This is a genomic window from Pseudoclavibacter terrae (assembly GCF_008831075.1).
Classification (GTDB): Bacteria; Actinomycetota; Actinomycetes; order Actinomycetales; family Microbacteriaceae; genus Pseudoclavibacter; species Pseudoclavibacter terrae.
The window spans coordinates 100,223-122,018 of record NZ_WBJX01000007.1; the positions used below are offsets into that span (position 1 = coordinate 100,223).

Here is a 21,796-nt window from a genome sequence, read left to right on the forward strand (position 1 = left end):
AGGTCCAAAGATGAACGATCAACGAAGAAGAGGTCGACGGGCGCTTGCGCTCGGGGCGGCCTTCTCCGTGGCCTGCACGCTCGCGGTCGCGGGCCCCGCCATCGGAGATGAGCACTCCACGACGACCAGTGCCATCGACCCCACCGAGTTCGCCGAGCCGGGCGTCGACTTCCGGCCCGGTGTGCGCTGGTGGTGGCCGGGCAACGCGGCCAGCCAGGAGGACCTGCTCGCCCAGGTCGACTACCTGCACGAGAACGGCTTCGGCGCGGTCGAGATCGTCGCCTTCTCCAAGGGATTCCTCACCGAGGAGGGCATCGCCGGCAACGGAGGCAACGGCGGTTCGATCTACGACGCCGCCCCGGGTCACGACACCGAGGCGATCCTCGGCTACGAGTCGCCCGAGTACTTCGCGAAGCTCGACGCGGTCGTCGCCCGCGCCAACGAGCTCGGCATCACGGTCGACCTCAACATCGGCAGCGGATACCTGGCGAGCGACGACTCCATCGGCCTCGAGGACAGCCAGAACACGATGGCGCTCGGCCGCGCGACCGTTCGCGTGGACGCCGCGGGCACCCTCACCCTCGTGTCCGGCGACGTGTCGGTCCCCTCGGGGACGGGACCTGTCTCACTCGGCATCCCGAAGCCGGAGGTCAGCCCGCTCTTCGCGTCCGAGAAGTTCGGCTTCGACTTCGGCGAGTGGGACCCGGCGAACGTCCACCTCAACTCGGTCATGCTCGCCCCGATCACCGGCCAGGGAGCCGACCTGACCACGGCCAACCAGACACTCACCTCAGATCTCAGCGCCGTCAAGACCTACGAGCAGCAGCCAGTCCTCGATCTCGACGCGGCCCAGCTCTCCTACCCGAGCGACGGGCAGACGACCTTCGGCGTCGACACCTCGAAGCTCGAAGCCGGCGACTACGAGGTCGTCGCGCTCTACAGCGCCGCGACGGGCGCCTACGGCTTCAACTCGATCATCGAGAACACGACGACCGACAAGCGCAACTACGTCGTCGACCACCTCAACCCGGTCGCCATCACGAAGCTCGTCGACGGCTGGCTCGGCGAAGCGGCGCTGAACGACATCGTCGAGTCGCGCGACATCCGCGCCGCCTTCAACGACAGCTACGAGTTCTACACCGACCGCCACTACAACGACCTCATTCAGGCCGCGGCGGAGTCGCAGGAGCTGCTCGGCTACGACATCACCCCGTACCTCCCCTCCCTCTACTCGCTCTACCAGGACTCGTTCCTCATCGACGGCACCCCGACGGTCAAGCCCGAGTACGCGGCCCTCGGGATGCAGACCCCCGAGGTCAGCCGCTTCGGCGGCGGCAGCGGAGTCCCGCTCCTCGCCACGAACCTCAGCGAGGAGGAATCGCAGCGCATCGTGCACGACTACGGCGTGCTCCTCAACGACTCGTTCCTGCAGGGCCTCGAGGCCTTCTCGACGACGCTCGGCGAGTACGGCATCGACTACCGCCAGCAGGCGTACAACCCGCCCATCGACACCCTCAAGTCGTCGCAGTACGTCGACATCCCCGAGACCGAGGGGCTCGACGAGTACTCGCTGAAGCGCGTCGCATCCGGAGCGCACCTCTACGGCAAGAACCTCGTCACCTCCGAGGTCTTCACGCTGGGTTCGGTGCCGTTCCAGATCACGCCCGAGTTCATGAAGCAGGGCTACGACCTCATGGCCACGAGCGGCGTGAACAACTTCTTCTACCACGGCCTCAGCGCCACCTACAGCGGCAACGACGACCCCGCCTTCACCTCCGACGACAACCTCTACGCCGAGGAGGGCTGGCGCGCCTGGCCCACGATCGGCGTCGAGATGGCCGACACCGCGGGCATCGCCGACTACTACGCGTCGATGAACTCCTACGCCTCGCGTGCGAACTACCTGATGCAGTCCGGCACCAACAGCAGCGACGTCGCCATCTACATGCCGCTCTTCGGCGCTCTCGCCAGTGGTGGCGGATTCGGCGGCGGCTCCACGCCGCTCGCATCCGTCACCACGGCCCAGGCGAACGGCTGGGCGTGGGATGCGATCAACGACGACACGATCCAGACCGGCCTCAGCTGGGACGGCTCGCACCTCGTCGCGAACGGCGGCAACGCATCCTTCGACGCCATGCTCGTCGAGAGCGGCACCGTGCCGCTCGAGACGATGCAGGCGCTGCAGAAGCTCAAGGACGCGGGCGCTCCGATCGTCTTCGTGGGCACCGCTCCCGCCGCGCAGCCCGGTTACGCCGGCGGCGACTACGCAGCCCTGGACGCACAGGTCGGCGAGATCGCCGCGGCCATGGGCGGCGCCGTCGATGCGGCTGCCGTCCCCGCGGCCCTCGCGGCCTCGGTTGACGCGCCCATCTCCTACGAGGAGAACACGGACGTCCGCTTCGGGCGCCGCGCGCTCCCGACCGGAGGCGAGCTCGCCTACGTGCGCAACACCTCCACGGAAGCGGCCACGGGTGTGAACCTCACCGTCGGCGACGGCCTCGACGCGTGCTGGTGGCTCGACCCGGAGACGGGCGAGATCTTCGACGCGCAGGTCGACGGCAACGTCGTCTCGGCGACGCTCGACGCGAGCGGAGCGGTCGCCCTGCTCTGCGAGCCAGCCGGCACCGGTATCGCCGACGCCGCCGTCTCCGACGGAAGTCCGTCGTCGATCGACACCACCGACCGCGGCGTCGCCCACGAGCTCGGGGCGTTCTCGCTCGAGGTGACGGCCGACAACATCGGCTCGAACGCGCCGGGCGAGGCGAGCACGTCCGAGTACACGGGCGAGGTGCTCGGCGACTGGAGCGCCGACGGCTTCCTCGGCAACGAGCTTCGGTACGTCACCGACTCGGGCACCTACCGCACTTCAGTGGAGATTCCGGATGCAGCCGACCTGCTCGAGGGCGGGGCGGTGCTGAACCTCGGCACCGTGCACAACGCCGCGACGGTGCGCGTGAACCCCGGCACCGAGCACGAGTTCGTGACGCAGCTGTACGCCGCGCCCTACGAGGTCGACATCGCGCCGGCGCTCGTGAACGGCTCCAACGTCATCGAGGTCGACGTGCAGCCCGTGCAGAGCAACCGCCGCGAAGGCCTCAAGGAGCTCTACAACAGCGACCCCACCGCGAACGTGAAGTACCAGGCGTACAACAGCGTGCACGGCGGATCCGGTCTCATCCCGGCCGGCCTCGTCGGCCCCGTCACGCTGAACAGCGCAGTCGAGAGCATCGCCGAGCCGGAGCCGACCGGCACGACCGAGCCGACGCCGCAGCCGACCTCGACTGATGGCAGCGGCACGACCGCGCCGACGTCCAGCCCCGGCAGCGGCGGGGGCGGCGGTTCTGACGCTGGCGGCCAGGACGGCGACCTCGCCACGACCGGCGTCGACGGCAGCCTCGCCGGCTTCCTCGCGCTCCTCGGGGCTGTCCTCGCAGGCACCGGAGCAGCGTTCCTCATCAAGAAGCGCCGCGGACGCGTGACCAGCGAGTAGCTCTCGCGCACATCACAACCGCGGCCCCGCGCATCCACCTCACCGTGGCTGCGCGGGGCCGCGGTCGTGCGAGGCCGCTTAGCATGGCGGGGTGGCAACAGAACATCCGGCCAGCAGGAAGCCGAATCGGGCCGGCATCCGGCGGCGGGAGGAGATTCTCGCAAGCGCGGAGCGCCTCGTGCGCGAGCACGGTCACCCGCGCGTCTCGCTGCAGATGATCGCGGACGAGGTCGGCATCAGCCAGCCTGCGATCCACCACCACTTCCCCAGTCGCGATGAGCTGTTCGTCGAACTGCTCAGATACCGCGACGCGCACGCGGTTGAGCTCGTCGAGCCCGATGCGATCGCTGCCCTCCTCAGCGCCGCCAGCAATAGCGCCAAGAGCCGCCACCTGGCCGCGCTCTTCACCCACTACGCGAGCTCCGCATCAGACGAGCAGCATCCCGCACACGACTACTTCTTCGAGCGCCAGCGTCTGATGGTGCACTACTTCACGCTCAGCGCCCAGGCGCGTGCCGCGCATGCCCGGCTCCCTCAGGACTTCGACGCACGACGCGCCGCGACACTCCTGCTGACACTCAGCGATGGGCTCCTCACCCGTTGGCTCATCGATGCGGATGTCGACATGCGGACCGAACTCGAGCACGCAGTGCATGCTCTCGGCCTTGACGCCTCCGGGGCGGCCGACGCCGCGGAAGCCTCTGATGCTCAAACTTCTTGATTACTTATAAATAATCAGTTACTACTTGATTCGGTCGCTTCACCGAGGCGATGCCGAGTTCAAGGGAGAACTGCGTGTCATTGAAACGTTCCACACCAACTAGTCTGCCCCGATGGGTCAGAGCCTGTGCCGCCGGAGCCGTGCTGGCGGTCGGCGCGACCGGACTCGTGACGGTGCCGCTCGCCTCACCCGCGAGCGCGGTCACCCAATCCGGAGCCCTCTCCGTCGAAGAGCTCGCAGATCCCGGTTCCGACTCCAGGCCCGGTATGCGCTGGTGGTGGCAGACCCCGATCTCCGAGACGGAGGCCCTCCGCGAGGTCCGTGCCATCGCCGAAGCAGGATTCAGCTCCGTCGAGATCGCCTTCTCCGCAACGTTCTGGGCCAGCGACGTGCAGCGCCAGGTACTCGGTGTCGTCCTCGACGAGGCCGAGACCCTCGGCATCGAGGTGAGCATGACGATGGGCGCCGCCTGGCCAGTGCAGACGCCGAACACCGGAATCGGAACGCCGTACGTGCAGAAGGAGCTTCAGTACGGCCGCGTCGACGTGCCTGCAGGCAGTGCGTTCTCGGGCACGCTCCCCGGGCCGCTGGACGATGCCACAGGCGAGCGACCCGCTGAGCTCGTCGCGGTCACCGCGGCGCGGGTGCTCGAAGCGGGCCCAGAGGTGTCCGGCGAAGCAGCCCCGCCCGAGAAATCCACAGTGCTCGACCCCGAATCCGTGCTCGACCTCACTTCGAGCGTCGTCGACGGCGGCGTCTCATGGACTGCCCCCGCCGAGGGAGATTGGATCCTCTTCGCCTACTGGCAACGCGACGCCGAGCAGAACGTCACGAACGCCTTCGACCCGGACGCCGCCAAGGCCGCGACCGAGTACCTCGATGAACACCAGATCGGTGACAACGGAGCGCAGCTCGGGAAGGTCGGAGGAGACCTCTTCGAGGATTCGCTCGAGCTGCACGCCGATTCCCTGTTCTGGACCCCTGATTTCCTCGAGTCGTTCGAGGATGCCCGCGGATACGACCCCACGGCGTACCTTCCGTTCTTCTTCGCGCACGGCATGTCGCACTACTGGGTGCCAAACGAGGAGCCGACTCCCGACTTCGCCGCGGTTGATGAGACCGGCGAGCGAGTCCGGACCGACTACTACACGACCCTCACGGACCTCTACGTCGACGGCCACCTGAAGCCGTACCAGGAATGGGCAGAGGGCTACGGCGTCGACTTCAAGACGCAGCCCGCCTACGGCCAGAACCTCGACGTCATCCGCAGCGCACGCGAGCTGGCGCTCATGGGCGCAGGCATCGAGGGCGAGTCCCTCAACTCGGGAGACAGGTTCCCCGTCCGTTCCGACGAAGCGACGTGGCGATTCGCGCTCGACTGGCAGCGCACCCTCGTCGCCGGAGCCCACCAGGGCGGGGCGAACCGAGTGTCATCGGAGCTTGGCGCACAGTTCCAGGGCGCCTTCGAGATCACGCTCAACGACTACCAGCAGCTCATGGACAAGGAATGGGCCGCCGGCCTGACGCAGCCGTACGTCCACGGCTACGCCAGCCAGGCCGACGACGCGCCATGGCCAACCCAAGACCGATTCTGGGGCTTGACCGGCGAGAGCTGGAACGACGAGACGTACCCGCAGTGGGCAGCTTGGAGCGAGCTCACCGACTACTGGGCGCGCGGCACGCTTGTCCTTGAAACGGGGACCCCGAAGACGGACGTCGCGATCTACTCCACGGACTTCCTGACGACCTCAGCCCGAGGCGTTTTCGACCCGAGCGAGGATGCGACGGCGCCGGACCAGCTGTTCGAGACGCGAGGCCTCGAGAACCACGGGTACTCCGTGCAGTACCTCGACCCCAAGGGACTCGTCGACGCGGGCGCTGTTCGCGACGGAACGCTGTTCGCTGACGGCCCCGCGTACCAGGCGCTCGTCATCGACGAGCGGAGCATCGACGGCGCGGCCGCCGAAGCGCTCGCCGACGCATCCTCAAACGGTCTCGCGATCGTCGTCGTCGGTGATGCGCCGAAGGTCGACTCGAGCTTCGCGAGCGGCGAGGCAGGCAACGCGAAGGTCGAAGCGGCAATGTCAACGATCCTCGCCTCGGCGAACACCCGCACGGTGCCGACGCAGGCCGACGTGCAGCCAGCCCTCGAAGACCTGGGCGTATCCGCTCGCGTCTCTTGGAACGACGCACCCGTGCTGACCCAGTACCGCCAGAGCGGTGACACCACGTACGTCTACCTGTACAACACCTCCTCGGAGACGGTGGACTTGGCACCAGAGATCAACGCGCGCGGAGCGGTCAGCGAGATCGACCTGTGGGAGGGCGAGCGCAACCCGGTGGCTCAGTTCACGACCACTGGCACCAGCACGGTCGTTCCGCTGTCGCTGGAGCCGCTCGGCACGACGGTCATCGAGATCGACTCGACTCAGGAGCCATGGTCCGGAGCGATCACGAACGCCGAGCCGCTCCCCGTCACGTTCGACGACGGAGGATCCCCCGTCTGGACGGCCACCGCGACCGACGCCGCAGAGCTGACCCGCGCGGACGGCTCGACGGCGTCCGTCTCGGCGGAGCTCGGCGCGGATCGAGCTCCTCTCGAACTGAATACCTGGGACCTCCAGGTCACGAGCGCCGCGGCCGACGGCGGTGCGACGATTCAGGTCGACGGTCTCACTGAGCTGAAGGACTGGCGAGAGATTTCAGGACTCGAAGACAAGTCAGGGACCGGAACCTACACGTCGACCTTCGACCTGCCGGAGAGCTGGTTCACTTCGGGTGCCGGAGTCGAGTTGGACATCGACGGGGCGCTCGGCACGAGCGTCCTCAGCGTCAACGGCATCGAGGTCTCGCGTCACGTGGGCCGCGACACGACGCACGACATCACCGAAGCGCTTCGACCAGGCGAGAACGTCATCGAGATCGAACTGGCGACGACGCTCCGCAACGCTGTCTCGGCGGCCGGCGGTGTTCCTGCGCCGTTCCCAAACCCCGGCCAGGTGAAGACGCACGCGGTGGGCCTCACCGGCCCGGTGCAGCTGGTTTCGACGCAGCAGGTTCCCGTTGACGGGACACCGGAACCGACGAGCACGTCGCAGCCGACGCCTCAGCCGACGTCGACCGACGGCACGGGGACGACCGCGCCGACGTCCAGCCCCGGCAACGGCGGGGGCAGCGGCAGCGGCAACGGCGTCTCTGACGCTGGCGGTCAGGACGGCGACCTCGCCACGACCGGCGTCGACGGCAGCCTCGCCGGCTTCCTCGCGCCCCTCGGGGCTGTCCTCGCGGGCACCGGAGCGGCGTTCCTCATCAAGAAGCGCCGCGGACGCGTGACCAGCGAGTAGCCGCGTCGGTTTCCATGGGATCGCCCGGGTGGACGTGCTGGTGCTGACCAGTACATCCACCCGGGCGTTCTGCACCCGTGAACTAACTCCTGCACCGCGGGGGCAGGCCGGCAACCTGGCGCGGCGGCTTCACGAGCTGCTCAACGTGCGCGCTCGACCTCCATCAGGACGGCGTCGAGCGTCTCGACGATCTGGTCGCACTGTGCCGACGAGATCGGAAGTGGGGGTCGAATCTTCAGCGACGCAGCGGCTGGGCCCGAGGCGCTGATGAGCACCCCCGACTGGCGCATGCCATTGACCACGCGGGCAGCCAACTCGGGATCCGGAGAGGTGGGTGTGCCGAGATCAAGCGCGGCGAAGAGCCCCGCACCACGTGCGTGCTGTGCGGATTCGTGGCTCTGGACGAGCTCCTGCAAGCCGTCCAGGAGCCGCGTTCCCATCGCGGCCGCGTGGCTGACGAGCTCGTCGCCCTCGATCACGTCGAGCACCGCAGTGGCTGCGGCAATCGAGACGGGGTTGCCGGCGAAGGTGTTGAAGTACCTGACTTCGGCGCCGAATGACGCCTGGGCATCCAGGGTTCCCACGACGGCCGCGATGGGCATGCCGTTGCCCATCGGCTTGCCCAGGACGACGAGGTCGGGGACGATCCCGTGACGCTCGAACCCCCACCACGTGCCCGTGCGTCCGAAGCCGGGCTGCACCTCGTCGGCGATCCAGAGCGCTCCGAGTTCTCGGACCACGGCTTCGGCGGGCTGAAGGAAGCCGAGTGGATGGGTCTGCACGCCGTCACTCGACAGAATCGAATCGAGCACGACCGCGGCGACCCCTGCCCCGGACTCCTCGAGCTGCGCGGCGGCGGCCCTCACATCGGCCGCGAGCTTGGCACCAACCTGATCCGCCGGTGTTGCGGCGGTGTCGACAGATGGGATGGTGACGACATCTGTGCCCAGTGGGTTGTTCGGACCGAGTGAGGGTGACATGCCCGCTGCGGTCACTGTCGTGCCGTGATACGCGTGCTCCGAGATGATGAGCCCGCGTCGTCCGGTGCGATGGCGAGCGATGCGGACCGCGAGATCGATGGCTTCACTGCCCGTGCAGGTGTAGGTGACGCGCTCGAGAGGCGCGGGGAAGTGCCCGAGCAGCCGCTCTGAGTAATCGAGGATGGACTCGGTGATGTACCTGGTGTGCGTGTTCAACGTCTGCAGCTGTGTGCTCACGGCGGCAGTAACGGCCGGGTGGCTGTGGCCGATGACCGGAACGTTGTTGTAGGCATCGAGGTAGGTGCGCCCGTCGATACCGACGAGTTCGAGGCCGCTGGCTGACGCAAGCGCGACCGGCTCGTCGTAGAAGAGGCGGTAGGACGGCCCGAGGGCTCGGTCTCGACGCGCGACGAGTTCGGCGATCTTCGGTTCGAGCCGCGCGCCCTTCGCGGGGTCGAATCCGTTTGCCATGTGGACGCCTGCACCGGTGGCTTGCTGCACGATGTCGTGTTCCTCTCTAGAGATTGCCATGGGTCGGCTCCCCGCCCACCAGCGTGGTCAGAACCTGCGTCTCGCTGAGTTCATCCGGGGTCGAGGTGAGTGGTGAGCGGTCGAGGACAGCGAGATCCGCGAGTCGACCTGGCGCGAGGGAGCCCGTGTCAAGACTGCCCGTGGCCCTGGCGGCATCTCGCGTGTACGAAGCGAGCGCCTGCTGGGCGGTCAGCCGTTCCTGCGGGGCGAACTCCTGCCCGGACGCGGTTCGCCGCTCGATGAGAGTGCGCATCGCGAGGAACGGATTGCCATCGATGCACGGGCGGTCTGAGCTCCCCGCCACGAGCACACCCGCATCGAGCAGGCTTCGCGCTCGATAGATACCGGGGACGCGCTCCTTCCCCATCGAGGTCACGAACTCGTCGCCGAACCTGTGCACGAACATCGCCTGAGGGGTGACGGCGATCCCGAGTCGTGCGAGCCTGGGAAGCTGATCGTCTCGCAGGTAGCTCGCGTGTTCGATCCGGTGAGGCGTCGACGGCGTCCCGTTCGCCGCGATGGATGCTTCGATCGCGTCCATGGCCAGGTCTATCGCGGCGTCGCCGATGGCGTGCGCGGCGATCGACCATCCGCTCGCCGCTGCTGCCAGGATCTTGCGGGTGATGTCCTCGGCCTCGCCTTGCAGGAAGCCTGTGTTGTCCGGCTCGCCGCAGTACGGCGAGGACATCGCTGCGGTACGTCCCGTCAGGGAGCCATCGACGAAGAGCTTCAGCGGACCGATACAGAGCCGGTCGTCCCCAAGACCTGTTCGAGCGCCAAGGGACAGACCGATCGATCCCGGCGTTGCCGGATCCCCGTGCGCGAGTTCGAAGGAGTCAAGCGTTGGCATGACCTGCGCCCTTGCCCGCAAAGCTCCACTGTCTCGCGCGATCTGGTAGGCGCCGAGCTCGGCTGTGCTGTTGCCGATCCATCCTGCTCCGATCCCAGCTTCCGTGAAGGAGGTGATGCCCTCGGACGCGTAGATGCTGGTTGCGATCTCGAGCGAACGAACGATGTCGGCATGGGACATCGGCTTGAGGAGATCGAGGACAAGGGCCTGCGCAGTTTCCTCCAGACGGCCGGTCAGCCGGCCGCTGGCATCCCGCTCGATGCGGCCACCATCCGGGTCAGACGCGTCCACAGCACCGGCTCGACGGAGCGCCTCGGTGTTGGCGATCACGGCGTGCCCGGAGGACTGCTTGATCACGGCAGGGTGCCCTGCGGTGGCGGCATCCAGAGCTGCCAGCGACGGGTATCGGCCGCCGACCAGATGCTGGTTGTAGCCGGCAGCCTGCACCCACTCCCCGACGGGCAGCGTCTTCGCGTGGGCAGTGAGCAGTGTGAGCGCTTCATCCACGTCGCGAATTCCGGACAGGTCGAGATCGATCTGGGTGCGCCCGAACCAGGTCGTGTGGCAGTGCGCGTCGATGATCCCGGGGATCACCACCGCATCCCCAACGTCCACGCGACGGACCGCATCTACGCCAACGAGATCCTCATCGAGCCCCACGACTCGACCATGGTGGATGCCTAGGCGGCGCGCATGCGGCCGCCGCTCGTCCATCGTGATGACGTCGGCCGCCTCGACGATGAGATCGATCTTCACGCGCCCGCTCGATCCGCCGACACGACGTTGTCGATGATTCGGAGACGCCCTCCGAAGTACCCGCCCAGTGCGGTCAGCGCCGCGACGAAGACGAGGAGGAGTGCCGCGATCCACGAGCCACCGCCGGTGGCCCCGAGGAGAGCGGTGGCGATGAGAGGCAGGAATCCGCCGATCGCACCGGCGATGTTGAAGCTGAGCGAGACGCCGGAGTACCGCTGCTCCGGTGGGAAGAGCTCGCTGAGCAGGGTCCCGGCCGCCGCGTAGACGATGTCGATCGAGGCGGTGCCGATCGTGATGGCGAGTGCGATCAGGAGGAACTCCCCGGTGTCGATGAGCCAGAAGACAGGGAACGCGACGACAGCCGTGACGATTCCGCCGATGACGCTCATGCGACCGGCCCCGAAGCGCTCGGTCAATCGACCGCAGATGAGCAGGGCACCGATCTGGACGACCGCGGCAATGAGCGTCGCGTTGACCAGCCACTCTCGAGGCAGGCCGAGCGTCGTCGTCCCGTAGCCGACGACGAAGGTCGTCATGATGTAGAAGCCTGCCACGCCGAGGAGGCTCGCACCGATGCCGGCGAGGAGACGGCCGGGCGAACGTCGGAACACGACGAGCGCAGGGACCTTGGGCATCGAGTCGGCCTGCTTCGCCAGTTCGAGGAACACCGGTGACTCCTCCATGCGGTTGCGCATCCAGAGCGCGATGAGCAGCAGGGGGAACGCGGCGAGGAACGGCAGGCGCCATCCCCAGGCGTCAAACGATTCCGGCGGCATGAGGAGCACAAGAGCGATCGCTCCGGAGGAGAGCAGAGTGCCGACCGGGGAGCCGAGCTGCGGCAGCGCGGCGAAACGGCCACGCTGCTCGATCGGCGCGTGCTCAACGGCCATGGTCACGGCTCCGCCCCATTCCCCGCCGACCGCGAGCCCCTGCAAGAGGCGAAGTACGGCAAGAGCGATCGGAGCGAGCACGCCGATGGCGGCGTAGTCGGGCAGGAAGCCGATGAGCCCCGTCGCGACGCCGATCAGGACCACGGTGAGGATGAGGGCGGGCTTGCGCCCGATCCGGTCCCCGATGGCACCGAAGAGCACCGCCCCGATCGGACGGGCGACGAAGCCGACGCCGAACGTGGCGAATGCCGCGAGGAGCGCCGCGACCGGATCGAGGGTTGTGAAGTAGAGACGGTTGAACACGATGGCCGCGGCCGTGCCGAACAGGAAGTAGTCGTACCACTCGAGCGCGGTACCTGCGAACGCAGCGACGGCGATGCGGCGAGCATCTGTCGTCGTCACGGTGATTGACGTCGTCGTCATGTGGGAACACCCTTCATTGATCACCAATAATGGAAGCATCGCAGAGCTTCGACGGGGTGTCAACAGCCGACTGCGCGCAATAACAGTGTTCTCTCCTCGTGTTTCAACGGTATTTCGAGTCGTCCCACCTTGTGTCGACTCTATTGATGATCAATACTTCAACCATGAAGACTTCTGACTTCGCCACCGTCGGCGATCGGTCCGCCCCTGTTCCTCCGCACCTCGAGCTTGAGCAGGTGGGTCCGATCGCAGCGAGCACTCACGGGCTCGACGTGCAGAGCGCGAGCACACTCGGAGGCGAGTGGGCCAGCAACGCACGCCTCGATCTCGCCGACGGGTCCAGGCGGATGTTCAAGGCAGTGGGTGCACGCGACGCAGATCACGCAGAGCAGCTCCGCACACGACTTGAGTGGCGAAGCTCCCTGGCCCGCACCTCGGCCGCTGCGGGACTCCCCGCCGCACTGCCGGAGCCCTGCCTCGCCGGCGGTGATGTCGCGATCGTCGAGCACGATGGTGCCACGCTGCTCGTTGTGGTCTCCGAGTGGATGCCTGGGGTCCCACTCGCGGAATACCACCCGACACGACTCAACGCAGCTTCGACCCGTCGCGAGATCGGTCGGGCAGCAGCCGAGATGGTCGAGGCGCTGTCCACCCACCCGGCACCACAGGAGGACATCCAGCACGAGTGGGCCTTCGAAACCATGTCGGAGACGATCCGAGGTGCCCTGGGTACTGATGCAGGGCGCACGGGGATCTCCGAGACCGATCGCTCCTGCGTCGAAGGGCTGATCACCCGATTCGAAGCGCTGCGAGAAGTCGTGCTCGCCGCACCACACGGCCTCACGCACCACGACTTCAACGACTTCAACCTTCTCGTCGACCCTGAAACGGGCCACCTCACTGGTGTCGTGGATTTCGATGACGCCCGGCTGGCGCCACTGCTGTCCGAGGTGAGCATCGCAGCCGCCTACGCCACGCTGGGCGCAGACGTGGACCCGCTTGCCGCATTGAGAGACGTGGTCGACGGCGCATCGGAGGTGCGCGCGTGGTCCGACGAGGAGGTATCGGCGATCTTCGCGGGAGCAGCCGTGCGTCTCTGCCTGAACGCCGTGGTGTGGACCGTGCGGGCCGAAGGGCACAACGCGACGTACGGCGCTGCGAGGATGGCGCGCACTTGGCCGGTCGTGCGCCTCCTGGCGGCGGCTCAAACCGAGGCGGCTGCCGATGGACTTCACCGGGCGGCCGCTGGTCGCGCAGAATGATGCAATGACCGAGGCAACGATCCCGACCGACGCGAGCCCAGCGAACAAGGAAGCAGCGAGGAGCAGCGAAGGCACCGCAGAGTCGATTGCCACGCTGCTCGGGGACGAGATCTACCAAGGCAAGCACGCGCCGGATGCGCCCCTGCGTGAGATTGCGCTTGCCACCCGACTGGGGGTCTCGAGGCGCTCGGTCCGGGAGGCGCTCCTCCTCCTGGAACGCCGAGGCCTGGTCCTCCACGAGCACAACCGAGGCGCGCGAGTTCGCCGGATGCGCCAGGCGGACGTTCTGGATCTGTACCGCGTCCGACGCATCCTCGAGGTGCAGGGCGCCCGAGCGGCACCAACGGCGTCCACCGCCGCACGCACCCACCTGGCACGTGCGTACGAGACCCTCGTGGCCAGCGGCGAATCGAACGACTCCTTCGAGATCATTCGCGCTGACCTCGCGTTCCACGGTGCCGTCGTCGGGCTCGCCGACAGCCCTCGTATCGATGGGTTCTTCCGTCACATCGGCGATGAGATGCGGTTCGCGATCGCACTGCTCCGAGAGGATGAGACCCGATCTGGCGTGGCTGACATCGATGTCGTCGCCGACCACTCGGCCATCTACCGCCACCTGCTGGACGGGGACGTGGTGGAGGCGCAGCTCGCGATTCTGCAGCACATCGAATTCAACGAACGGCGACTCCTGCGGCTCGTCGCGGCCTGAGGGGAGCACCTGGCCGAACTGCGTGTCACAGCCTGCGAGCTCCGACCGTTGCCGCAAGCGCAAGCCGTCCAGATGCGCACTGACGTCAGCTGCGTTACAAGATTTGGCCAGATGGCCACTTTAATTTGGCCATGTGGCCAAAATTGCGCTACGGTGCTCGCATGAGTCCCCCTAGAGAACACAGACCGATCGATGAGCGGCGACAGCAATTGATCGATGCAGGCATCGAACTGCTGGCCGAAGAAGGCGTGGCTGCTGTCACCACTCGCGCCGTCACCTCACGCGCGGGCCTTCCGCATGGCTCCTTCCACTACTGCTTCCCGACGAAGGGCGCGCTCTTCGCAGCGATACTCGAGAGCGAGATAAGCCAGACCATGGGCGTCGCTTTCACCCCGCCGCAGGAATCCCACTCCGCCAAGGAACACCTGGAACGTGGGCTCCTTGCGCACCTCGAACTGACGAGAGCACACCCGGAACGTGCACTCGCACTCAACGAGCTGACGGCGATCGCGCACAGGGACCCCGACCTTCAGCACCTTTCAACGTGGGAGCACACCGAGTACATCCGGGAAGTGACAGCCAATCTCGACGAATGGGCGAACACACGGAAGCTGCGATTGACGATCCCTACGAGCGAGGCAGCCGCATTCCTCGTCGCCGTGGCTGACGGAGTGTCGTCGTCCTGGCTCAAGAACCGCGACGCGGACGCCGCCAACCGGAGCATCAAGCTGGCGGCGCAGACCATCGCCACACTCATCGAGGAGGACGCATGAAGAAGTGGCTCTTCCTTGGTGTCGCGATCGCGGCAGAGGTCACCGGCGCTCTCGCGCTCCAGGCAGCTGTCGACGAGGCAGGCTGGTACGCACTTGTCGTCGCCGGCTACCTCACGGCGTTCTTCATGCTCACGAGAGTCCTGAAAGCGGGCATGGCCGTCGGTGTTGCTTACGGCATCTGGGGCGCATCGGGAGTTGCGCTGACCGCAGTCGCTGCGGCCGTGCTGTTCGGTCAGGCACTCACGGGGGTCATGATCGCAGGGCTCCTCCTCATTGTCGGCGGCGTTCTCCTCGTAGAGCTCGGATCGCAGCGAGCCCTTGCTGCTCGTGCACACCAGATCGTCGAACCGCAAGCAACCGATGGAGTCAGCTGATGGGCTGGGTACTTCTCTCGATCGCGATCGTCCTCGAAGTCGGGGCGACGATCAGCCTCAAACTCGCCACAGACGGCAAGAAGCTCTGGTATGCAGCCGTAGCGGTGGGATACATCTCGGCATTCTCGCTCCTGGCCGGTGCACTCTCCTTCGGCCTCCCGATCGGAGTCGCGTACGGCGTCTGGGCGGCGAGCGGTGTCGCCCTCACAGCCGTGCTCGGGCGACTGCTGTTCAAGGATCCCCTCACCTGGATGATGGGCGGTGGCATAGCGCTGATCATCGGCGGCGTCTTCCTGGTCGAACTCGGCCACTGAGCGGGTTCCAGCGGCTACCGTGGCAGGCATGTCGGATGCGCAATCAGACCCGCCCGAGCTGAACCGGACTCGTGGCCAGGCGGCCACCATGCGGGCGATCGTGAACTCGACGGATGGCGGGCCGCGCAGCCTCGAGTTCCGCGACATGCCCGTCCCGCACCGGCCGCCCGGCCACGTGCTCGTCGAGGTGCGTGCGGCCGGCGTCGCGTTCCCGGATGTGCTGCAGTCGCGCAGCGAGTACCAGCACCGCATCCCGACCCCGTTTGCGCTGGGCAGCGAGTTCGCGGGCGTTGTCGCCGAGGCTGGCGAAGGTTCCGGGTTCGCGGAGGGTGACCGGGTCTTCGGCGTCGCGAGCCACGGCGCGTTCGCCGACTACGTCGTCGCTCTGGCCGACCGCGTGCTGCCGTTGCCCGACTCGATCGGTTTCGTTGACGCCGCCGCGCTGCCTCTCAACCTCCTCAGCGCCGACTTCGCGCTCCGCGACCGCGGGCAGGTGAAGCAAGGAGAGACCGTCCTCATCCAGGGCGCCGCGGGCGGGCTCGGCGTCGCCCTCATCCAGCAGGCGAAGCTCATCGGCACCACTGTGATCGCCGTCGTCTCGACCGAGGAGAAAGGCGCGCTGGCCGAGTCGGTCGGCGCCGACCACACGGTCCTCGCAGTAGATTTCCTCGCGGAGGTGCGACAGCTGACGCAGGGCCGCGGCGTCGACGTCGTGCTCGACCCGGTCGGCGGTGACCGCTTCACCGACTCACTGCGCTGCCTCGCGAAGCGCGGCCGCCTGGTGGTGCTCGGGTTCACGGGCGGGAGCATCCCGACCGTCAAGACCAACCGACTCCTGCTGAACAACATCTCCGTCGTCGGAGCCGCTTGGGAGGGGCTCATGCCCGAGTGCCTCGTCTCGCTCCCCGAACAGTGGGCCAGGCTCTCACCCGCCGTCGAGCGCGGTGAGCTGCGGGCCTCCATCAGCGAAGTCGTGCCGCTCGAGCAGGCCCCGGAGGCCGTCGCGAGCCTGGATGAGCGTCGCGCGCGCGGCAAGATCGTCATCGACCTGAGCCTGTAGCGCTGCGGCTGCCGGGCGGGCGAAACGCGCCGCGGAGCCCCCTACCCCGACGCTTGGCCGGGACGCCCGAGCAGGTCGAAGAAAACAGCAAGCTGCGCCCCCATGTCGACTCTGGGATCCCGGAGCCAGGCGATCTGCACCCCCTCGACGAAAGTCAACAGAACCGGAGCCGAGGCAGCGGCATCAGTTGCGAGCGGCAACTGCCCGCGGGCGACCATGTTCTGCAGCTCGAATTCGTAGCTGTGGCGAGCCTCCTCGAGCCGGGCTGCAAGGTACGCGTGCGCAGGATGCTCGGGGCGCGCACCTTCGATGGAGAACCGAACGTAGAGCTCGATGAGTCCCGGCACCTGCGCATTCCGTTCGAGGACAGCCTGGAGTGCCTGCTCGAGCGAGGCGCTCGCCCCGACGTCGTTCGTGACGTACGCCTCTACAAACATGTCGTGACGCTCAAGGATCGCGCTGTACAGGTCTTCTTTCGTGCCGAAGTGATGGAGCAGACCGGCGGAACTGAGGTCGACGGCTGCCGCGATCGCTCGCACCGTGGCACCCGCGTAGCCCTGCTCGCCGATCAGGCGCAGCGCCGCGTCAAGGATCTCGTCCCGTTTCGCCGTCCCCTTCGGGCTCGCTCGTTGCCTGCTCATGGTGCGAGTGTAGGAGCAATCCAGCGGAACGCGACCTTCGAGGGGCGCACCTGCACGGGTGGGCGGCGGCGCGTTGACACCGTCCGCCCACCCTGCGCATCGGACCGGGCTCTACTCGATCGCTCGGCCCTTCCTCCGCTTCCTCACTGCCATGACCGTCGCGCCGGCGGCAAGCAGCAGTGCCGCAAGTGCGGCCAGCGGGAGCGCGTCCGCACCAGTTGATGCCAGCCCGCCGGGGTTGCCGCCGTCGGCTGTGGGCGGTGCCCCCGCTTCGGCGGTCGAAGCGGGTGGAGAACCCGCGTCGGCAGTCGCCGTCGGGGCAACGCTCGGAGGAAGTGTGGCTCCCGGCTCCTCCGAGTTGACGGCGACCTCCTGCGTCGAGAGGAGGGTCACCGGTCCCGTCAGCCCGATCGGGTGTGTCCTGCGCTCCCCGGGGAAGGGATTCGGCGTTCCGGCGCTGAGGCTCGTCACCTTGTTCCGGAGCGTCGTGGCGATCTCCACCTCCACGATGTTGGCGCCGACGGTCAGCGCCGAGGCAACGTCCACCATCGTGTTCTCCCCGACGTGACGAGAGACTTCGACTCCGTTCACGCGGACGACACTTGTCCCCTTGGCACCGTTCAGCGCCAGCTGCGCACCAGCACCGTCCTCGAACCAGGACTCCGGCAGAGTGAACTCCGTGCGGTAGGTGCCGACACCTGATTCACCGGTGAGCCCGTCGATCTCACGCCAGTCCCCGAGAGGCGTGCCGGCAGGTGCATCGAATGTGGTGGAGCCGTCTGGCGAGACAGTCTCGGCCGAGAGCGACCATTCGGTGAGCGCACGTGGATCGCGGTCACCACCGAGGGTGGCTTCCAGCTCCCTGCTTTGGCCGTCTGCGAACTCGAGTGAGACCTGATCCGAGCTCGTCGCCGTCCAGGACACGGATCCGTCCGCGAGGACGCTGAGCGGCAGCGGCTCCGCGTTCGTGATGGCATCGCTGCTCGGCGCCTGGCTGCCGTCGATCTCGATGACCTTCGTGCCGAGCGGCTCGAGCGCCATCGGTATCCGAGTGCCATCTGCCGTCGCCGAGTACTGGGCCACCGGCACGCGCTCGCCGGTCCAGAGGTCGATCTCGTTGACCCCGCCGACCGCAGAGACCATGGGTGCGAATTCAACCGGCTCAGCGGAGGTGTTGTAGAGGTACACGTAGGTCGTGTCGCCGCTCTGCCGGTACTGCGTGAGCACGGGCGCGTCGTTCCAGGCGACTCTTGCTGAGACCCCGAGGTCACGGAGCGCGCCGAGAACGCCGTCGGTGTCGGCCACGACCCGAGTGCGATCAGAAGCGAGGATCTGTTCGAACGCCTGCGCGACGCCCTGCGCTCCAGCTTCGCCGCTCGCGAAGCTCGCGTCGGTCGACGGTGCGGACCCGACGATGACGATCGGCACTCCACTTCGGGAGGCGTCCTCGAGTGCCGAGGCCGCGGCGCCGTCGACCGCTGTTTCGTCGATGATCACCGCCTGGTAGGCCGGGCCGTCGGGGAAGAGCGTCTCGCCGCCGATCGCGCCGTCTGCGGAAAGACCAGCCGGGTCGATGTACTGCACCGAGAAGCCGTTGTCCTCGAGCGCCTTGGTCTCGTAGAGCTGGTCAGGCGCTTCAGCGTCGACGCTCGTGTCGAAGGCTCCGCGGGCCGTGGTCGTCAGGAACTCGGTCGAGTAGATTGCGAGGTCGGTCTTGGGGACACCCGTCTCGAGCACAAGCGTGCCTCGCGCCCAGTAGTCGGTGAGCTCATTCCATCCGCTCCACTGCGGATACGTCTGGTCGTTCCAGCTCTCGCCGACGATGCCCCAGAAGCGGTCCTGGGTCGGCCACGGTGCGTTCTCGGATTGGCTCGCGTATCCGTGCACGTACGGCTTCGTCAGGCCAGCGGCCCATTCCTTGTCCATCAGCTGCTGGTAGTCGCCGAGGGTGATCTCGTAGGCTCGCGTGAACTGCGCTCCGAGCTCGGAGGAGATGCGCGTCGCGCCACCCTGATGCGCCCCCGCGACGAGCGTCCGCTGCCAGTCGAGCGCGTACCGCCACGTGGCTTCATCAGAGGAGACCGGGAACCGATCACCGGAGTTGAGCGACTCGCCCTCGATGTTCGCCCCCATCAGCGCGAGTTCTCGAGCCGAGCGGATGACATCGAGGTTCTGGCCGTAGGCGGGCTGCGTCTTGAAGTCCACGCCATACCCCTGCGCCCACTCCTGGTAGGGCCGGAGATGCTCGTCGACGTAGAGGTCAGTGAGTGTCGTGTAGTAGTCGGTGCGAATGCGCTCGCCCGTTTCATCGGCAGCCGCGAAGTCGGGTGTCGGCTCCTCGTTCGGCACCCAGTAGCGCGCCATGCCGTGTGCGAAGAAGAACGGCAGGTAGGCGGTGGGGTCGTAGCCGCGCGCGGCCTTGAAGTCGTCGACGAAGTCGGGAGTCCAGAAGAGCGAGTCGGCGTTGAGCTCGAGCGAGTCCTCGAAGAGGTCACCACCGACCTTCGTGAGCTTGGGCCCGTTGTCGCCGATCTGGTGCTCGTCGAGGTATTCGGTAGCTGCCCGCGCGGCGTCGGCGTCGAACGCGCTCGTGACTCCTTGCTCCGCGTCGCGTTGCCAGTAGGCGAAGAGGATCCAGTCGCCTTCTGGTGGTGCCGTCCAGGTGATGGAGCCGTCGTCGACCGTGCTCGTGAGGTCGACGACGGAGGCTGGGTCGAGGATCGTCGACGAGGCAGGAGGGATCGCCTCACCCTCCACGACGGGGCCAGCAGTCACGACCCTGGCGGCAGAGACCGCCACGAGCTCTGCATCCCGACTACCCTCGGCATCGTCGAGGGCCTTCGGAAGGGTGCCACTGTAGGTCGCCCCGGAGGCCACATCAATCCGCCCGTACTGGAGCTCCTTCTGCACATACGGTGTGCCGACACCGGTGTTCGGGGTCTGCACGGGCCAGGCAGCCCCCATGGTCATGCTCGCCTTCACGCCGATCTCGGCAGCCTCGTCCAGGACTGCGCCAAGAATGTCGCGCTGGACCTCATTCGCCCAGAACTCGGCCGAGAATGCGATCTCGACTGAACTGAAACCTGCGTCCGAGATCGCGTGCAGCTCTCGGAGCGCTTCGGCTTCCGAGATCGGGGTCTGCCACCACCAGCGCATGCCAGGGCGCTGGTCGGAGCCCGGGTCTCTCAGGGATGCCTGGTCGATCGCACCTGAGTCCGGCGCCGCGACAACCGGGCCCGCGGGAATCGTGAGGCTGCCGGCTGCGAGCAGCAACGCCACCGCGGCCGCGATAGTTCGCGGCGAAGCGCCACCAGATTGCCTTGTGGAACGTTTCAATCTCACCGTGTTCTCCCTTGAACCTTAAACCAATCAGTGCTTGGTTTAGGAAGCTAGTCGAACGGTGGCGACCGCGCAAGGCTCAGGAGTGCGGCAACAGCCAGGCGCGCGTTGCTCTGCTCGCGAGATCGTCCGCTCCCCTGCCAGACTCGAACGATGACCTCCCCCGCGTTCGTCGCCCAGCTCCCCGCCCCGATTGCCCGCCTCGTGGAGGGCGTCGAGCTGCTGGACCCGGCGGATGCGCCCCCGCTGCGCTGGGGGATCCTCGGCGCAGGCCACATCGCGCGCAGGTTCGCGCAGGAGGTGCCCGAGCACACCCGGTCGACGATCGCGGCGGTCGGGGCGCGCGAGCTGTCGCGCGCCCAGGCGTTCGCCGACGAGCTGGGCGTCGATCGCGCGCACGGCTCCTACGCCGAGCTCATCGCCGACCCGGACGTCGACGCCATCTACCTCGCGACCATCAACTCGACCCACCACGACCTCGCGCTCGCGTGCATCCGCGCCGGCAAGCCGGTGCTCGTCGAGAAGCCCTTCACCCTCAACGCCGCCGAGGCCCTCGACGTCTTCGCCGCCGCAGAAGAGCACGGAGTGCTCGTCGTCGACGGCATGTGGACCCGGTTCCTCCCCCAGTTCACGGTGGCGAGGCAGATCGCCACCAACGGGCTGCTCGGCCGCCTCGTCACGGCGCACGCGAACTTCGCCGGGGTCATGCACACCCCTGTCCCGCGCATCGTCGACGTCGAGCAGGGCGGCGGTGCCCTGCTCGACATCGGCGTCTACTCGGTCGCCGCCGTGCACGACCTCCTCGGCCCGCCCAGCGAGGTCGCGGCGGCCGGCAACCTGCTCCCCGGGTACGCCGTCGACGGCTCAGCATCCGTCATCATGCGCACCGCGAGCACCGTCGGCACAGCCCGCTGCAGCTTCGAGGGGCGGGCCCCGTCGACGGCGGAGTTCGTGTTCGAGCGCGGCATCGTCGAGCTGCCGGAAGAGTTCTTCGTTCCCGGGATACTGCGTGTGAGCGAGTTCGGCGGCGACGGTTCCGAGCAGGCGTCCGACGAGTCGACCGACGGCGTCAGCGGTGCCATCACCACCGAGTGGGATGCGACCGTACCGGGTGGCTTCCAGTTCGAGGCCGCGGAGTTCGCGCGCCTCCTCGCGAGCGGCGCCACGCAGTCGCGGGTGATGCCCTGGCAAGCATCCGTCGAGGTCATGGAGGTGCTCGACCAGGCTCGAGCAGCCATCGGCGTCGTCTACCCGGGGGAAGCCACCGCGTAGGTCCGTAGGTCACGGCTTGCCATGTCGGGAGTATGCGAGTACGGTGACAGCGGCTTGTCACTGCTTC

Annotated in this window: 15 protein-coding genes; 10 read left to right on the forward strand and 5 right to left on the reverse strand. The window is 67.4% G+C overall.

The window, feature by feature from the left end:
* The first annotated feature begins 10 nt into the window (after positions 1-10).
* The 3 genes from F8O03_RS17155 (at position 11) to F8O03_RS17165 (ending at position 7,555) form a co-directional block, all read left to right on the forward strand.
* Positions 11-3,490 carry a glycosyl hydrolase gene (locus F8O03_RS17155; protein WP_151424958.1) on the forward strand — a complete coding sequence of 1,160 codons (3,480 nt, stop codon included), beginning with the start codon at positions 11-13 and terminating at the stop codon, positions 3,488-3,490.
* 91 nt (positions 3,491-3,581) lie between these two features.
* Positions 3,582-4,211, forward strand: coding sequence for a TetR/AcrR family transcriptional regulator (locus F8O03_RS17160; protein WP_151424959.1), 630 nt, complete (start codon positions 3,582-3,584; stop codon positions 4,209-4,211).
* Between the two features lie 74 nt (positions 4,212-4,285).
* Entirely contained in the window at positions 4,286-7,555 is a 3,270-nt protein-coding gene (locus F8O03_RS17165; RefSeq protein ID WP_167516623.1) for a glycosyl hydrolase, read from the forward strand.
* Between the two features lie 140 nt (positions 7,556-7,695).
* Here F8O03_RS17165 and F8O03_RS17170 read toward each other — a convergent pair whose 3' ends face one another.
* Genes F8O03_RS17170 through F8O03_RS17180 form a run of 3 tightly spaced genes read right to left on the reverse strand, consistent with a single transcriptional unit; the run spans position 7,696 to position 11,985 of the window.
* A complete protein-coding gene (locus tag F8O03_RS17170; protein WP_244296353.1) occupies positions 7,696-9,066 on the reverse strand; it encodes an aspartate aminotransferase family protein in 1,371 nt (456 codons plus the stop codon).
* Positions 9,053-10,672: an amidohydrolase gene (locus F8O03_RS17175; protein ID WP_151424961.1), complete on the reverse strand. Its 1,620-nt coding sequence runs from the start codon at positions 10,670-10,672 to the stop codon at positions 9,053-9,055. Before F8O03_RS17175 ends, F8O03_RS17170 begins: the two co-directional genes overlap by 14 nt.
* The gene (locus tag F8O03_RS17180) at positions 10,669-11,985 is read right to left on the reverse strand and encodes an MFS transporter (RefSeq protein WP_151424962.1); all 1,317 of its coding nucleotides are present in this window, start codon (positions 11,983-11,985) and stop codon (positions 10,669-10,671) included. Before F8O03_RS17180 ends, F8O03_RS17175 begins: the two co-directional genes overlap by 4 nt.
* A 164-nt stretch (positions 11,986-12,149) precedes the next feature.
* Here F8O03_RS17180 and F8O03_RS17185 point away from each other — a divergent pair, with 164 nt between their 5' ends.
* From F8O03_RS17185 to F8O03_RS17210, 6 genes are all read left to right on the forward strand, one after another.
* On the forward strand, positions 12,150-13,247 hold the full coding sequence (locus tag F8O03_RS17185; protein WP_167516624.1) for a phosphotransferase: 1,098 nt from the start codon (positions 12,150-12,152) through the stop codon (positions 13,245-13,247).
* 4 nt (positions 13,248-13,251) lie between these two features.
* The gene (locus F8O03_RS17190; protein ID WP_167516625.1) at positions 13,252-13,956 is read left to right on the forward strand and encodes a GntR family transcriptional regulator; all 705 of its coding nucleotides are present in this window, start codon (positions 13,252-13,254) and stop codon (positions 13,954-13,956) included.
* A 131-nt stretch (positions 13,957-14,087) separates the two neighbouring features.
* Complete coding sequence (locus F8O03_RS17195; protein WP_244296358.1) at positions 14,088-14,729, forward strand: TetR/AcrR family transcriptional regulator; 642 nt, start codon at positions 14,088-14,090, stop codon at positions 14,727-14,729.
* Positions 14,726-15,103, forward strand: coding sequence for a DMT family transporter (locus tag F8O03_RS17200; RefSeq protein WP_151424966.1), 378 nt, complete (start codon positions 14,726-14,728; stop codon positions 15,101-15,103). The genes F8O03_RS17195 and F8O03_RS17200 overlap by 4 nt, the downstream gene beginning before the upstream one ends.
* Positions 15,103-15,417: a DMT family transporter gene (locus tag F8O03_RS17205; RefSeq protein WP_151424967.1), complete on the forward strand. Its 315-nt coding sequence runs from the start codon at positions 15,103-15,105 to the stop codon at positions 15,415-15,417. The genes F8O03_RS17200 and F8O03_RS17205 overlap by 1 nt, the downstream gene beginning before the upstream one ends.
* A 28-nt stretch (positions 15,418-15,445) precedes the next feature.
* Positions 15,446-16,477, forward strand: a complete 1,032-nt coding sequence (locus F8O03_RS17210) for an NADPH:quinone oxidoreductase family protein (protein WP_244296354.1) — start codon at positions 15,446-15,448, stop codon at positions 16,475-16,477.
* A gap of 41 nt (positions 16,478-16,518) precedes the next feature.
* Here F8O03_RS17210 and F8O03_RS17215 read toward each other — a convergent pair whose 3' ends face one another.
* Both F8O03_RS17215 and F8O03_RS17220 read right to left on the reverse strand, forming a co-directional pair.
* Positions 16,519-17,118: a TetR/AcrR family transcriptional regulator gene (locus F8O03_RS17215; RefSeq protein WP_151424968.1), complete on the reverse strand. Its 600-nt coding sequence runs from the start codon at positions 17,116-17,118 to the stop codon at positions 16,519-16,521.
* 111 nt (positions 17,119-17,229) lie between these two features.
* Positions 17,230-20,397 carry a glycosyl hydrolase gene (locus F8O03_RS17220; RefSeq protein WP_151424969.1) on the reverse strand — a complete coding sequence of 1,056 codons (3,168 nt, stop codon included), beginning with the start codon at positions 20,395-20,397 and terminating at the stop codon, positions 17,230-17,232.
* A 213-nt stretch (positions 20,398-20,610) separates the two neighbouring features.
* On the opposite strand from F8O03_RS17220, the gene F8O03_RS17225 reads away from it, so the two are divergent.
* A complete protein-coding gene (locus tag F8O03_RS17225) occupies positions 20,611-21,729 on the forward strand; it encodes a Gfo/Idh/MocA family protein (protein WP_151424970.1) in 1,119 nt (372 codons plus the stop codon).
* Positions 21,730-21,796: the final 67 nt, after the last annotated feature.